The organism is Mycobacterium sp. FW102-FHT13B02, from assembly GCF_058790275.1.
Genome location: NZ_JBYTCM010000023.1, coordinates 77,863 through 91,840 on the forward strand (window position 1 = coordinate 77,863; position 13,978 = coordinate 91,840).

Annotated in this window: 13 protein-coding genes and 1 pseudogene; 5 read left to right on the forward strand and 9 right to left on the reverse strand. The window is 63.4% G+C overall.

Going from position 1 to position 13,978, the window contains the following annotated elements:
- Nucleotides 1-49 precede the first annotated feature (49 nt).
- Genes AC3WTE_RS27580 through AC3WTE_RS27605 form a run of 6 tightly spaced genes read right to left on the reverse strand, consistent with a single transcriptional unit; the run spans nt 50 to nt 7,636 of the window.
- Nucleotides 50-1,765: an MCE family protein gene (locus tag AC3WTE_RS27580; RefSeq protein WP_492442681.1), complete on the reverse strand. Its 1,716-nt coding sequence runs from the start codon at nt 1,763-1,765 to the stop codon at nt 50-52.
- On the reverse strand, nt 1,765-2,949 hold the full coding sequence (locus AC3WTE_RS27585) for an MCE family protein (protein WP_492442682.1): 1,185 nt from the start codon (nt 2,947-2,949) through the stop codon (nt 1,765-1,767). Before AC3WTE_RS27585 ends, AC3WTE_RS27580 begins: the two co-directional genes overlap by 1 nt.
- Complete coding sequence (locus AC3WTE_RS27590; RefSeq protein ID WP_492442683.1) at nt 2,946-4,349, reverse strand: MCE family protein; 1,404 nt, start codon at nt 4,347-4,349, stop codon at nt 2,946-2,948. Before AC3WTE_RS27590 ends, AC3WTE_RS27585 begins: the two co-directional genes overlap by 4 nt.
- Complete coding sequence (locus tag AC3WTE_RS27595) at nt 4,346-5,413, reverse strand: MCE family protein (protein WP_492442684.1); 1,068 nt, start codon at nt 5,411-5,413, stop codon at nt 4,346-4,348. Before AC3WTE_RS27595 ends, AC3WTE_RS27590 begins: the two co-directional genes overlap by 4 nt.
- Nucleotides 5,403-6,434 (reverse strand): MCE family protein, encoded by a 1,032-nt coding sequence (locus AC3WTE_RS27600; protein WP_492442685.1) that lies wholly within the window; start codon nt 6,432-6,434, stop codon nt 5,403-5,405. The genes AC3WTE_RS27595 and AC3WTE_RS27600 overlap by 11 nt, the downstream gene beginning before the upstream one ends.
- Nucleotides 6,434-7,636, reverse strand: coding sequence for an MCE family protein (locus tag AC3WTE_RS27605; protein WP_492442686.1), 1,203 nt, complete (start codon nt 7,634-7,636; stop codon nt 6,434-6,436). The genes AC3WTE_RS27600 and AC3WTE_RS27605 overlap by 1 nt, the downstream gene beginning before the upstream one ends.
- A 246-nt stretch (nt 7,637-7,882) precedes the next feature.
- Between AC3WTE_RS27605 and AC3WTE_RS27610 the strand changes: the two genes are divergently transcribed.
- The 3 genes and pseudogenes from AC3WTE_RS27610 to AC3WTE_RS27620 all read left to right on the forward strand — a co-directional run bounded on the left by AC3WTE_RS27610 (nt 7,883) and on the right by AC3WTE_RS27620 (nt 9,942).
- Complete coding sequence (locus AC3WTE_RS27610; RefSeq protein WP_492442687.1) at nt 7,883-8,644, forward strand: hypothetical protein; 762 nt, start codon at nt 7,883-7,885, stop codon at nt 8,642-8,644.
- 134 nt (nt 8,645-8,778) lie between these two features.
- Nucleotides 8,779-9,148, forward strand: a pseudogene (locus tag AC3WTE_RS27615) (class I SAM-dependent methyltransferase); the annotation flags it as partial.
- 35 nt (nt 9,149-9,183) lie between these two features.
- A complete protein-coding gene (locus AC3WTE_RS27620; protein WP_492442688.1) occupies nt 9,184-9,942 on the forward strand; it encodes a LysR substrate-binding domain-containing protein in 759 nt (252 codons plus the stop codon).
- On the opposite strand, the gene AC3WTE_RS27625 is transcribed toward AC3WTE_RS27620, so the two are convergent.
- The gene (locus AC3WTE_RS27625) at nt 9,923-10,672 is read right to left on the reverse strand and encodes an ABC transporter permease (RefSeq protein WP_492442689.1); all 750 of its coding nucleotides are present in this window, start codon (nt 10,670-10,672) and stop codon (nt 9,923-9,925) included. The genes AC3WTE_RS27620 and AC3WTE_RS27625 overlap by 20 nt on opposite strands.
- Before the next feature lie 261 nt (nt 10,673-10,933).
- Between AC3WTE_RS27625 and AC3WTE_RS27630 the strand changes: the two genes are divergently transcribed.
- Both AC3WTE_RS27630 and AC3WTE_RS27635 read left to right on the forward strand, forming a co-directional pair.
- Nucleotides 10,934-11,668, forward strand: a complete 735-nt coding sequence (locus AC3WTE_RS27630; RefSeq protein ID WP_492442690.1) for a cutinase family protein — start codon at nt 10,934-10,936, stop codon at nt 11,666-11,668.
- Between the two features lie 213 nt (nt 11,669-11,881).
- Nucleotides 11,882-12,550 carry an HAD family hydrolase gene (locus AC3WTE_RS27635; protein WP_492442691.1) on the forward strand — a complete coding sequence of 223 codons (669 nt, stop codon included), beginning with the start codon at nt 11,882-11,884 and terminating at the stop codon, nt 12,548-12,550.
- A 20-nt stretch (nt 12,551-12,570) separates the two neighbouring features.
- On the opposite strand, the gene AC3WTE_RS27640 is transcribed toward AC3WTE_RS27635, so the two are convergent.
- Both AC3WTE_RS27640 and AC3WTE_RS27645 read right to left on the reverse strand, forming a co-directional pair.
- Nucleotides 12,571-13,695 carry a T6SS phospholipase effector Tle1-like catalytic domain-containing protein gene (locus AC3WTE_RS27640; RefSeq protein WP_492442692.1) on the reverse strand — a complete coding sequence of 375 codons (1,125 nt, stop codon included), beginning with the start codon at nt 13,693-13,695 and terminating at the stop codon, nt 12,571-12,573.
- A gap of 33 nt (nt 13,696-13,728) precedes the next feature.
- A partial coding sequence (locus AC3WTE_RS27645; RefSeq protein WP_492442693.1) for a hypothetical protein occupies nt 13,729-13,978 on the reverse strand: 250 nt, incomplete at its 5' end.

Genomic DNA, 13,978 nt, shown 5'->3' on the forward strand with positions numbered 1-13,978 from the left:
ATCCTATGCGGGTGCCGTAATGCGATGACTGCGCGTCGTGGCAGTGCATTCATGTTGGTTGTCGTGGTGCGCGCATGAGGTCGACCCAACTCTCGGTGGATGGGTGTTTGCTGTCGTCGACAACGAATACGCCGATGTCTCCGTTGTGGTCTTGGAAGAGTCCGTTAGCCGAGTCGTACGTGGCGAGTTGAGGCCGCATTGAAATGGGCGACGCGTCCTCCGCTGAGTTCGGGGCTCCGGCTGACCGCCAGCTTGCGGGGGCGTTGGTGTGCGGATCTTGTTGGGGCTGGGGTGGTTGTTGACCGTACGGCGGAACGCGTTGGTCTGCTGGAGGGTCATACGGCAGTGGCGGGGGCGGAGGACCGGGTGTGGCGGGGGGTACCGGCAAGGGGTAGGGGGCGTACTCGGCGGGCCCAGGCCCCGGGGCCGCCCCGGGTGGCAGGTGTGTGACGGGAGGACCCGGGTCGTAGTCGGCGCCGGGCGGAATGTACGGATATTTGTTGGCGGGCAGTATGTTCCGCGGATCGGTGATCGGTGTGTCTTCGGGTACGGCCGGTCCACGCCAGGCTTGATTGCCGATCGGAACGTAACCTTGGGGATCGCGGCAGAGCGCGACGGTGGGCGCGCGTTTGCCGGGGAATTCTTGACAAGGGTAGTTGCGGGCGCCGCGCACCACCGCCGACGAACTCTGCGGCACTTTGCAGTAAAGGTCTGTTGGTAGGTCGCGCAGAGTCTGATCTCCCGGGGATCGGATGAGCGTCGGCGGGATGAAGCCGACGTTGCACGGCGGCGGGTCACCGAGCCCAAGTTTGAAGTCGACTTTGACGCCCTCATCGGCGGGGAGCTGTTCGGCGGCGCTGATGAGCACAGCGGTCACGGCGGGGAGGACGACCAGTGTCTGCTCGATCGACTTGTGGTAGATGACCCCGATGCGGCCGAAGTTGGCGAGGTTGGCCGCCAGCATCGGGAACGACGGCCGGATGCCGTCGAATGTGCGTGTGGCCGCAGTTGCGGCTGCCGGCGCGATGTCGAGCAATGAGCGCAGTTGCGGGTCGGCCGTGTGCACATCGGTGGTGAAGCGGGCCAACCGGTCGGCTAGCGCGGTGATGTTCTCACCGCTGCGGATCTGAGCGTCAAGAAATGGGCCTATCCGGTCGATCAGGACCGTGGTGTCCTCGCCGTGGGCGCTGAGCTGATCGAGCAGAGCGCTGGCGGTATTGACGAGCCGGGCGAGGTCGGGGCCGGCGCCGTTGAACGCGGCCGCAGTTTCGCGCAGCAGGTCCTTGAGTTTGCTTTGGTCCAGGGAGTTGACCAGACCCTGGGCTTGCCGGAGCAGTCCTGCAATGTCGCCGCTCAGCGCGGTGTGGGAACGGTCAATGATCGATCCGTCGTGCAGCGCCGAGCCGAGCGGGCCGCCGGATGCGGGCATGAGATCGACGTATTGTTCGCCGATCGCCGACACGCTCTTGGCCGAAGCGGTGACGTTGGCCGGAATGGCCATACCGGAGTCCAGACGCATGTGCACGTCGACGCTGAGTTTGTCGGTCAGGTCTACCGAGGTGACGCGGCCGACGGTGGTTCCGCGGTAGGTGACGTTGGCGTTGGGATACAGTCCGCCGCTGGCGGCGAAGTCCGCGGTGACGTCGTAGCGTTCGATGCCCAGCGCCTCGGGCACGCGCAGGTAAAAGATGGCCACCGCCCCGACCGCGAAGATCGAAACGACGACGAAAATGGTCAATTGCCATCGAATGAGCCGGGTGAGCATCAGCGTGTGCCAACCGTGGCGGGATCAGGCGCAGCAGGTATGGCGAAAGGGTCAGCGGCCTGTCCGGACAGGTTGGCTTGTTCGCCCATCAAAAAGTCAGGGGCATTGAGGATTTCGTCCAGGTGCTTCATGTTCGGGTCCAGCGGCGAGGTCGTGAAGATGTTCTCGCCCAGACGCCGTTGGGTCAGGTCCAGCGTGGCGATCGCGTTGAGGTAGTCCCCGCGCACCGCTTGCTTGATGCCGGTCTGCGGGAAGGGGTAGGTCACGATGATGGGTAGCGCGTCAATGAGTTCTTGCGCATGGTCAGCTAGCGGTTTGATCACGGCGTAGGAGTTGGTGAGGTCGGCGGTGATGTCGGCTTTGGTTCGGGCCAGGATCTGTGACGCGGTCTCGCTGAAACGCCTCAGCGCGGCAAAGGTGTCGATGATCCGCCCAGCGTTGGCGTTGAGGGTTTGGGTTGCTTCGGGCAGTGCCGCCAATGCGGCGGTCACGGTAGGCGCGTTGGCGGCGAATTTCGCTGCCACCCTGTTGATCGATTCGATTGCGTCCACGATGTTGTTGCCTTGCCGGTCCACGGCGGCGGTCAGTGTGCCCAGTTGTGGGAGCAGGTTGGCGAATTGTCCAGCATGACCGGCGACGGCGGCGTAAGCCTCGTCGGTGATGTCTTGTAGTGCACCAAGATTGCCCTTGTTGACCACCACGCCCAAGGTGGATAGGACTTCCTCGGTGCTGGGGTAACGGCCGGCCCGCTGCGTCGGTATGGTGGCGCCGTTGCTGAGCACTCCCACCGGTGGCTCTCTCGATGGCGCGGCAAGTTCGACGTGCTGCGAACCGAGCAGCGAGGTCTGACCAAGAGTGACGGTGGCATTGGCCGGCAGGTGCACCGCCGAACTCAGCGATAGCTGCAGAGCGGCGTAGAACGTGCCGTCAGGGCGCTGCGCGACGCGTTGCCCGGAGACGCTGCCGATGGTGACGTCATCGACGAGGACGGGCGAATTCTGCGGGAGGGCGGACACATCGGGCAGTTCGACGGTGACGGTGAATGATCCGGCGTCGTGGCCGAGTGTGCCCGGCATATCAAGCGAGTTCAGCCCACCGAATTCGCATCCGCTGACCGCGAGGACGGTGGATCCGATCGTCGCGAGCAGACGCACCGGGCGGCGGCGGGCCGCGGCGGTGCTCATTGGTGCGGTCCCGGTACGGACGCTGTGGTTGAGGAAGGCTGATCGTGTGCCGCGGGCATGGCCGGGCCGCCGTGGGCATCTGTGCCGATGTCGCCACCTGGAGCTGGAGGTGCCGATGGGTCCGGCAGGAGCAGGCTGGCGAGGTCGGTCGCCGGGGACGTGGTCGGCCTGGTCTGTCCGGGCAGCGGCTGCCACTGCAGTTGCGATACGGGAGTTTGGGCCTTGGCTTCAGTAGCCGGGGTGTCGTAGGTGATTTGGCCCTTGTATGCGGTGATGGTGTTGATCGGATGGAACAGCACAGGTGGGAAGTTCATCATGATCCTCTTCAGGACGGGTGCCATGCGTTGTCGACAGATCTCGGTGCGCTTGTAGTAGTCGGGTGTCGCTGCGGCGTCGAAAACGCCGGCGCACAGGAACTGGACGGGATTGGCGAAGTTCGGCAGGGACAAGATGGCGCCGATGGAGCCTTGTGCGGGGTTGTAGATGTTGTAGAAGTTCGCCAGCCCGTTGGGTGCGACGTGTAGTACCTGTTCGATGTCTTGGCTGTGTTGCGTAAGTAGCGAGGTGAAGTCGGTCAGCTTGGTCACTTGGCCGCTGATGGATGGATTGTTCTTGGTCAGAAAGGTTTTGACCTGAGCGAGGGCGGCGTTGAGCGCGTCCAGCGACCGGGCGAGGTCGGTGGAGCTGTCGGCGAATACCTGTGACAGGGATGCGACGTGGTCGGTGAACTGGACGATCTGTTCGTTGCTGCCGGACAAGGCGTCGACTAGCGCTCGTAGGTTTTTGATGGTGCCGGCGAGATCGAAGCGCGAATCGCCGAGGCGCCCTGCGGTTTGGGACAGTTCACGCACCGCGTTGCGAAACGACAGGCCGTTGTTGTCGAAGGTGTCCGCGGCCTGGTCGATCGCTTCACGCAGTGGCCCTTGCAGGGTGCCGTTTTGCGGGCCCAGCTGCGTCGCCAGTTGGGTCAGTTGGTCTTTGACATCGTCCCATTCGACTGGAACAGCGGTGCGCGCGATAGGAATGGTGCTGCGGTCGGCCAGTTTCGGGCCGGTGGTATAGACGGGTGCCAATTCGAGAGTGCGTGCCGAAAGCAGATTCGGTGCCGTGATCACCGCGGCGACGTCGGCGGGCACGGGAACACGGGCACGGATGGTGAATGTCACCACGGCGTGTGCGGGCCCGGGTTCGATATGGGTGACCGATCCTACTGGTACGCCGAGGATTTCGACCTCGTCACCGGGATACAGGCCCACCGTTGACGCGAAGTAGCCGGTGATGGTCAGCGGTGCGGTCCTGGACCACTGCATCGCCAGCGCGCCGGCGGCAGAGCCGAGCAGTACGACGACCAGAGCGATCACCGCAGGGCGTCGGCGAAGGGCGGCGTTGAGTCTGCTCACGGCGATTTCGGCCTTACGATAGTGCGGTCGGTGATGAATCCACGCAAGAAGTCGGCCAGGCTGGCGGGGAGCTTGCCGGGTTGGAAATAGGAGTCCAACAAGACGCCACCGAGTGTTGGGGGCGGAACACCAAAGACGTTGGCTTGAAAGCCCGGACCGGATCCGACCACTTCCCCCAGCGCGGTGGCGTAAGCAGGCAGCCGCGTCAACGCTTGGGAGATGTGTTCGCGCCGCTCGTTGAGATTGTCCAGAACAAGGTTCAGCTTGACCAAGGCCGGCCCCAGGGATTGTTCGTTGTCCCTGACGAAGCCGGATAGTTGGTCAGCGAGGGCTTTAATGCCAGCGATGAGTTGGTCGATGGCGTCGCGCCGGCTGGCCAGTTCGGCGAATAGGGTGTTCCCATCGGTAATCAGCTGGTTGATTTGGTCCGCGCGTTCGGCTACCACTCGGGACAGGGACGCGGCATGGCGCAGCATCTGTTGTACCTTCTCGTCTCGCGCGTTGACGCTGCTGGCGAGGGCGGTGATGCCTTCGAGAGCGGCGTGGACCTGGGGTGTGGCGTCGCGCATGGCGGCGGTCAAGGTGCGTAGCGCGTCAACGAATTTGGGTTGGTCGAGCTCGCCGACGTTGTGCCCGAGGTCTTGTAAGGCGTTGTTGAGTGTGTAGGGCGTGCTGGTGCGCGCCAGCGGAATCAGCGTCATCAGCCCCGAGCCGCGCGGAGTCAGCTCGATCGAGCGTTGCCCGAGCACTGTGTCAGTCTTGATGGCAACCAAGGATTGATCGCCGACGCGGATTTTGCGGTCCACGGTGAAACCGACCTTGGCTGCCTGCCCGGCGATGTCGAGGTCAATGGCATCCACGTGTCCGACGGTGTATCCGTAGACCTGTACCGGATTGCCGTCCGAGATGCCGGCGGCATGGGCGAAGTAGGCGGTGTAGTGACGCCCTTGAGGCCAGAACGGCAGCCCGGTGTAACCGAAGGACACCAGCACCAAGCACGTGACGATAGCGATGCCGAAAACGCCAGTGCGCAACGGATCTCGGCTACCAGGATCATTTGGCAAAGTCGCACCTTCCGTGGTCCGATGCTGGTGGTTTGACCGCAGGGAGGAGAATGTCGCTGCCGGCTGGGCCGTTGATCTTGATCTTGACCGAGCAGAAGTAGATGTTGAAGAACGAGCCGTAGGCGCCGAGTGCACTGAGTCGCAGATAGTCTTCAGCCAGCGGTTCGATGGTGGCGTTGACGTCCTTCTGACGGTCATCAAGTGCCGTTGCCAGTGGACCGGAGGCGTCGATGATGGCCCGGAACGGGCGCCTGGCTGTGCTGAGCACGTCGGTGAGGTCGCGTTGGGTATTCGCCAACGGCTGCAAGGCGTTTGCGATGGGGTCGCGCCCGTGATTGAGGGTGGTGATCAGCTGCTGAAGCTGGTCGACGCTGGTGCTCAGTTCGGTGCTTTTCTGATCGGCGGCCGACAGGACAGAGGTGAGATTGTCGATGGTCTGCTCGATGAGCTGATCGTGGCTCGTGACGGTCTGGGTGAAGTCGGCGGTGTTGGCCAGCACGGTCGACAGCGTCGCCCCCTTGCCCTGGAGCAGTTCGATCAGTGCGTTACTGACTTGGTTGAGTTTGGCTCCGTCCAGGCCTTTGAGTACGGGCCGCAGACCACCGAGCAGCGCGTCGAGGTCCAGCGCCGGTTCGGTGTTGCTGCGCGGAATCGTTCCTCCCGAAGGGAGCTTGCGCAGGTCTCCCGGGCCCGCGAGGATTTCTAGGTATCGGTCACCGGTCAAGTTCTGGTAGCGGATCGCAGCGCGGGTGGAGCTGTAGAGCTGTTGCCGCTTGTCCACGGTGAATGTGACTGTGGCGTGGTCGCCGTCGATCGCGATGTCTTCGACCGTGCCCACGGCGATGCCAGCGATACGCACGTCTTGACCGGTTTTGAGGCGTGACACCGATACGAACTCGGCGTGAAATGTGTTGGCGGAGCCGAATCGAAATTGGCCGAAGGTGACGATCAGGCCCGCCATCACCATCAGCATGGCGGCGGTGAAGATGCCGACTTTCAGTGCGGTTCGTTGCGCGGTCATCAGTACCGGTCTCGTTCGGCGTAGGCGCCGTTGAACAGGAACTGCAGTGTCGAGGGGGCGTCAAACTGCAGCTCGGTGTTGGGCTGATACGGAACATAGGCGTTGTCCGTCACAAGGAACGGTGGTCGATACCAGGATCCGGCTCCCTGTTTGGTGGGAAGGTCGGGCAGCCCGCGGCAGTTGGGGCCTCCGGAGGCGTTGACCAGTGGCAGGCTTTCTGGATACGTGTAGGCCGGTGACCCGGGGATGAATCCGGCGTTGACGAACAGGGCTGGTTGAGTGCCGCCGATGTAAGGGCCGAATTTCTTGTATGCCTTGGCCAATGAGGTGATCAGGCAGCCGTATTCGGGTGAGTACTGGCTCATGACGTCCAACGGAGCGCGCAGTCGCTGGATGGCGGCGATCAGGTCGGCCGCGGCAGGGGTGAGGGTATCGGCGCCGGCGTCCGCCAGTCCGGTGGCCGCAAGCAACGTGGCGCTGAGTTGGTCGCGCTCGGCGGCGATGGTGTGGCTGATCGGCGTGATGTTGCCCAGGGTGGATACCAGATCGTTGGCGGCCGAGTTGTAGATGTCGCCGGCGGTGCTCACCTTCGGCACGTCGTCTTCGAGCGTCGGCAGGTGCGGATTGATCGTCCCTAGGTATTGGTCGAGGGTCGCCACGGCATCACCGATGCGCTTGCCGTTGCCGCGCAGGCCATTTCCGAGCGCAGTCAAGGTCGTGTTGAGTTGAACTGGATCGATCTTGTCGAGGGTGTCGACCAGTGTTTGAAACAGGGTGTTGACCTCGATGCTGACGTCGGCGGCCTGCAAATGCGCTTGCGGCGCGAGTCGGCTTCTTGCCGGCTGCGCCGGCGGAATCAGTTCGACCGACTTGGCACCGAAGATCGTGCTGCTGGCAATCCGAGCGGTGACGTTGGACGGCAGTTTGGACAACTCGTCCGAGCGGATGGCAAGGGTCAGCTGAGCCGACGCGCCGTCGTACGAGATCTGGGAGACCTTGCCGATCTGCACACCGAGGAACTTCACCTTGGCGTCGCGGTCCATCACCAGGCCGGCTCGCGGTGATGTCAAGATCACGGTGAAGGTGGGCGTGAAGGCCCCGCGGTACGACAGGTACGTGACGCCAATGGTCGCCACGAAAGCGGCCACCAAGACCACCGCAGACAATCGCACCTTCGCTCGCCGACCGAACGAAATCCGCACTTCGGGCCCCTTTCGAGGTAGGTCGGTCCACGACGCAGCCCACACGCCCCACGGCGATCAGTGATGCCGTGCAGCGGTGCCTATTCAAGGAGACAAACCCTAACACATGTTATAACATTACGGCTGCTATAAAACGATGATCGGTTGCCCCCTGCAAGTGTCACAAGGTTTCTCACACGAAGCCTGCGGCAGTCCACGGCGCCGGGTTCGCATTGTCTACCGTCCCCTCAACGTGGAGGCCCGTTCATGACAGACACAATCCGACACCATCGCACCCGATGCGCATCGCCTAGCCGCGGATTCTCGTCGCTGCAGAAATCGTTGTTCGGAGTATTAGCGTTTTTCTTCGCCATACACCCGGTGTTCTGGTACTTGGAATTTCACGCCGGTGTCCCACATGACGTTGCATCGACCGCGATGGTGCTTGTCGTCATCGGCTGTTTCGTGACCGCGCTGGTCCTGCCGTGGATCGCCTTCGCCGACCAGCGGACACGGACACGGTCTGAACGATTCGGTGCCATGGTGATCGTGTGGGTGTTCATCGCCCTGATCCCGCGCTTCATTTGGGAACTGCCGTGGCTGCTGCTCTTCGACCAGATCCGTGCAGGAGTCGAGAACGGATCAATCTGGACCTACATGTGGTCAGCCATCCTGCTCGGGGGTGACGCCCGCTACCTCAACGCCGATCCACTGATCGTCTGCCTGGAATGGATCGCGCTATTCGTCGGGCTGTTCGAAGCCTATGCGCTCGTTCAGTTTTTCCGAAATGGCAAGCGGTTCAGCAGTGTCCAGTTGTCGTTGATCATGGCAGGCATGATCGTCGAGGTCACGCTGCCGGCGGTCTACTTCGGCGTTGAGATCGCCAACGACCTCCGAAGCATGTCCTCGCCAGTGGAGATGTGGGTGAAGTTCGTCCTGATCAACGTTCTGTGGTGCACCATGCCCCTAGTGACCTACTTCTGGGGCGTGCGCAGACTAGTCTCCCAAGACCTAGCAGTGCGTTTCTAACACGATTGCCACTGACAGCACGATCACCGATCGTGTGCTTGCTGGGGAACCATGGACCATCCATCAACGTGGACCTAGACCTACGGGTCGACATTGCTACATCACATGTCGCTGGTCGCGGTACGTTGGCCGATATGATTAGGCCCGAAACAGTTTTGCCGCCGGACGCTGCCCGCCTGTTCGACTTGGCTGAGCGAGTCTCCGGCTTTATGCCGGCCGATGAAGGTCGGGTCTTGTACGACACGGCAATGCACTATCTCGGTGCCGGTGCCGGTGCCGGTGCCGGTACCGGTGTCGAGATCGGCACCCATTGCGGCAAGTCGACGGTCATGCTGGGCGTAGCAGCTCAGCATGACCGGCGGCGTGATCTACACGATCGACCACCATCATGGCTCCGAGGAGCATCAGGCGGGCTGGGAGTACCACGACAGCTCCATAGTTGACCCTGTCACCGGGCTGTTCGATACGCTCCCGGGCTTACGCCACACGCTGGATGCTGCTGGCCCATATGAAAATGACGGGTACTGGACGATCCGTTATTGGTTCGCGATCCCAGCGGTTTCCGGCTTTCGGCGCGGGCTGAAGAAATCTACGACCAGCTGAGCACGGTCGTTCCGCTCCTCGAACATCTGTTGTCGCCCAACGACTTCGACCCAAGTCAAGCCACGCAGCCGGTCAGTCTCGCCGGCACGGACTACGCCGCGCAACTTTTCGGCCCGAAGATCTGTCAGCAGGTGCGGGCCGAGTCGCCCAACACCTCCGTCCATTTCCGCAACTTGCGCCTTGACGGCATCCTTGAGCAAATTCGCAGTGGCGCAGTCGATATCGGGCTCTACGGCGGGAACTTACCCACCGACGTGCAATCCGAACTGATCTTCGTCGAACCATTCAGCTGCGTGATGGCGCGCGAACACCCCCTGTCCAGCGCAACCCGCATCAGTCTCGACGACTATTTGCGTTACCCGCATGTCGTCATCGATACCGGCGACTCCCTGCAAAGTGCGGTGGATCGTCCGCTGGCGCGAATAGACCGGCCCCGCGATGCTGCGGTGATAGTGCCGTACCACTGGGTGGCCCCCGGACTGTTGCCCGGGTCGGACCTGATCGCAACGCTCCCTTCGCGACTCAGCCCACAGTGGGTCGATGACCCGACGCTGAACGCACTGCCAGCCCCCACCGAAATCGCCGCCATGCCCTACCGAATGATCTGGAATCGAGCGCTCAATAACGACCATCGACACAAATGGTTGCGCGACATCGTCCGGACAGCTGCCGCTGTCACAGCATCGGCCGCGTGATCTTGCCTCGAGCCACGAGTTCCCCGACGACCGCAACGCCGCAGACCTGCGCGAGTAAGAGTGAGACGAGGACCAGGACTTGGACCGCCGCCGCCTGCGCGGCGGAGCCGGTGGCCAGCAGTACGCCGACGAATGCCCCGGGAAGGGTGACAAGCCCGGCGGTCCGGGTTTGGTCGAGGTTGGGCAGGAGGGCGTCAGAAAGGGGTCGCTCGATGACCAGCATCCGCGAGAAGCGCTCCGAAAGGCCAAGTCCAAGAGCCGCCTCAACCTCACCGGCGCGCTGGCTCAGCGCATCGAGTGCACGGCGCGCCGCCACCGCCGAGGCGGTCATCGTTCCGCCGAGCACGATGCCGAACACGGGCACCACGGCGACACCGGTGAACGGCACGACACCGCTGAGCGTCAGTAGCGGGATCACCATGACCATGCCGGCGGCTAAGGCAACGGGCAGCCACCCGGCACCATGACGTGCCTGACTGCGACGGGCGGCAGTAATCGAGGCCACCATGAACATCACCAAAAGAACCAGCATCGACGACCACAGCCGCTGGAGGGCGACTGCGAGCACAGTCGACACCGCCGCGAGCTGAAGTGCCGCACGCACGGCGGCGCTCGGCGCCTCCCACATTGATCCGTTGAGCACGAAGCGGTTGACCGCGGCGGCTGCGAGGGCCATCACCGCACAAACGATGATGAGCATAGGAGTCAGCAGAGGTTCGGCGCCGCGCATGCTTCGAGTTTCCATGGCCGCAGCGCCCGGTGCCGTGCTGGCACCCGACATTGCACCGCGTCCAAGAAGTACAAGGCGAATCCCCACCCAGACGCAGTGAGTTCCGCTTCGAGGCAGCCGATTTCGCTGCGCGAGCTCGGTAGGTGGTGTGGATCACTGGACCGTCGGTGTTTCGACTGATTCGATTGGGGTAGACATGAGGTGGATGATTGCGGGGGCATCGTCGCTGCCGCTTTGTTGTCGAGTTGGGGGCGCGTCCAGATGATTCGTACTGATCGATTGATGATGATGGCTGTCGTCGCGGCGGTGTCGGTCACCGCAGGTGGCGTAGCCACGGCCGGGCACGCGGCGGCAGAGGCGTGTCCGGACGTGCAGGTGGTGTTTGCCCGAGGCACTTTCGAGCCCGCAGGTGTCGGGGGCGTCGGGCAGGCGTTCGTGGACTCGCTCCGCGCCAAGACGCCTGGAAAGTCGGTGGACGTCTACGCCGTCGATTACCCTGCGTCCCTTGATTTCGCGACCGCCGCCGACGGCGTGATCGACGCAAAAAACAAGGTCATGGCCACAGCGAACTCGTGCCCGAACACCAAGGTCGTACTCGGTGGCTACTCGCAAGGGGCAGCAGTGGCCGCGTACATCACCGAGGACCACGTGCCGCAGGGCTTCACTTTGCCGCCAGGGCTGACCGGCCCGATGCCGCCTTCGGCGGCCGACCACGTGGCTTCCGTCGTCCTGTTCGGGAAACCGTCCAGCGGATTCCTACAGATGATCTTCACGGGTGCGCCGCCCATTACCGTCGGCCCGCGCTACATCGGCAAGACCGACGACGTGTGTATCCCCGAGGACCCGGTGTGCTCGCCGACCGGCAGCGACCAGGGCGCCCACGGCGCGTACATCGCGAGCGGGCTCACTGACCGTGCCGCCGACTACGTGGTGAACCGGCTCGGCGGAACCGCGAAGCCGGCCCAGCCGGCCGTTCAGTCCTCTGGACTGAGCTAAGTCAACCGCCGTTCCCGGCGCGGGGCGGTTCGCCGCGCCGGATCGCATCACAGCGCAGCCTGGGGGCCACCACGCGACGTGTCCCTGTGGCTTCTGATTGGCGGTAACCGCTCGGCTACCAAGATAATTCGCGGTCAATCGGTAATCAGGCCCGTCAACGTCGGTCGTCTCGGGGTGGCGTAGGTGGCACCGATCGGGGGTACTCCCGGCGGTATGGCACACCCAGCGGTTCTGTTCGACGTTGACGGCACTTTGGTCGATACGAATTATCTCCACGTGCATGCGTGGCTGCGCGCGTTCGCCGACGAAGAGTTGTTGGTACAGGCATGGCGCGTCCACCGCTGCATCGGCATGGACGGCGCGTCATTGATCCGTGACCTGGGCGGCGATGTGCCCGACGAAACCGCAGAGCGACTCAAGGAACTGCACAGCCGCTACTACCGCCAGGCAGCTGGATTGATGCGGCCGTTACCGGGCGCGCGCGAACTCTTACACCGGGTGGCTGACCTGGGTCTGCAGGTGGTCCTGGCCACATCAGCGCCCGAGGACGAGCTTGCGCTGACGCGTCAGGTCCTGGACTGTGACGACGTGGTGTCGGCGGTGACCACGGCCGCCGACGTCGACACGGCCAAGCCCGAGCCCGGCATCATCGAGGTGGCACTCGACAAGGCCGGTGTCACTCCGGCGCACGCCGTATTCGTTGGGGATGCGGTCTGGGATGCAGAGGCATGCGCGCGGGCGGCGGTGCAGTGCGTCGGCGTCCGGAGTGGCGGCGTGGGCAGCGATGAATTGCGTGCTGCGGGAGTGGTTGACGTCTTCGAAGACCCTCGCGCGCTACTGGCTCATCTGCCGGAGAGCGCCATCGGGGCATTGCTCGGCTGAGTGCAACGGCGGCGCAAGGCTCACCACCCCAGCTGCTCGTCGAGCCTTTCTGTGTTGTGTGGCCCGCCGAGGTAAGCGACGAGGTTCTCTGGTGCGTAGGCCGGCCTGCGCTCATGAAGTTCGATGGCAGTGGAGGCGATGGATTCGCGGGCCGGGTCAGTGATGCCGATCGGACGGATGTACGGGGGGATCAGCCGGTAGAAGCGAGTGCGTGAGTTCTCTGGCGGCTGCAGCGGGTTCGGGTGCACCGAGGTGCGGACGGCTGTGGTGGCCGTCGGGTCCGGTGGCGGGACGTCGGCGGACTCCCGATAGCTGAAGGCTTCGGGGGCGAAGAAGAGGCCGTACTCCTGTGCGCGCCGCACCATCCACGGCAGCGTGATGTCGCTGAGGCCCGGCGGGTTGTAGCCGCCGCCGATATCGCAGTGCACGCCGGCGAACCACACCTGCTCGACACGTTGGGCTGACGGCGCGTCCGGCGCCTGCTGCCAGATGGCGGGCCGGAAGGGCCTGCGTTCTTCGTCGATCGCCAGCGCCTGGAACGCGGCGTCGACCTTGCTGCTCAGCGCGGTGTCGTGGAACTGCCAGCGTCGGTTGAACAGGTTGACCAGGCGCAGCCCGCTCAGCGGGATGCCGAGTGCGCCGACGGTATCCCAGACCCCGATGAAGCGGATGGATGGTTCGTGTGAGTAGGAGCTTCTGAAGAGGGTTGCCTCGACGCTGCGTGGATGGGTGGCGCTGCTGCGACTGCGGTAAAACCCATAGGCTTCGTCAATTTTGTCCTCGTACTCGCGCCGCAGGATCCCGCAGTTGCGCACGAACCCGGCAGTGCTGCGTGCGGTGAAAGCGCCGCGGCTGAAGCCGAAGAAGAACAGTTCGTCGCCAGGGTCGTAGTTCTCCACTAGGAAGCGGTAGGTGTCACGGACATTGCGGGCCAGTCCAAAGCCGAAAGCGCCTCCGCGGATGCGTTCGAACCGGCTCGTCCCGACTCCGCGATGGTAGAAGATGCGCTGTTCGCAGCCTGCCGGGTCGCTGGGAGCGATCGCCAGCGCGAGTTTGGTGACATTGGTTGGTGTAGATGTGCCGCCGCTGAGCTGGTCGGGGGTGTTCCACGTGCCGTCGCAGCACAACACAACTCGCTTGGACATCCTGCGCTCCTTCCTTGGGGACCAGACCGAGGTTCAGAGATTGACGAAGGCGGCCATCACGGACGCATTGTCGGACGTCTGTCCCATCGCGCTGGGTGTCCTGCGCATACACATCCCAGCCCCCTCGCTGCCGCTAAGAAACGATAACCATCCCGAACCCGGTTTCTGGTCGATCACGCAAAACGATCGACACTTGCGCAAGAGCGTGTTGACGACGGTCGAAAAGTAGGCCAGAAGCGACGGTGAAAAGTAGGCCACGTGGTCGTGGTTATTGTGCCGTGTT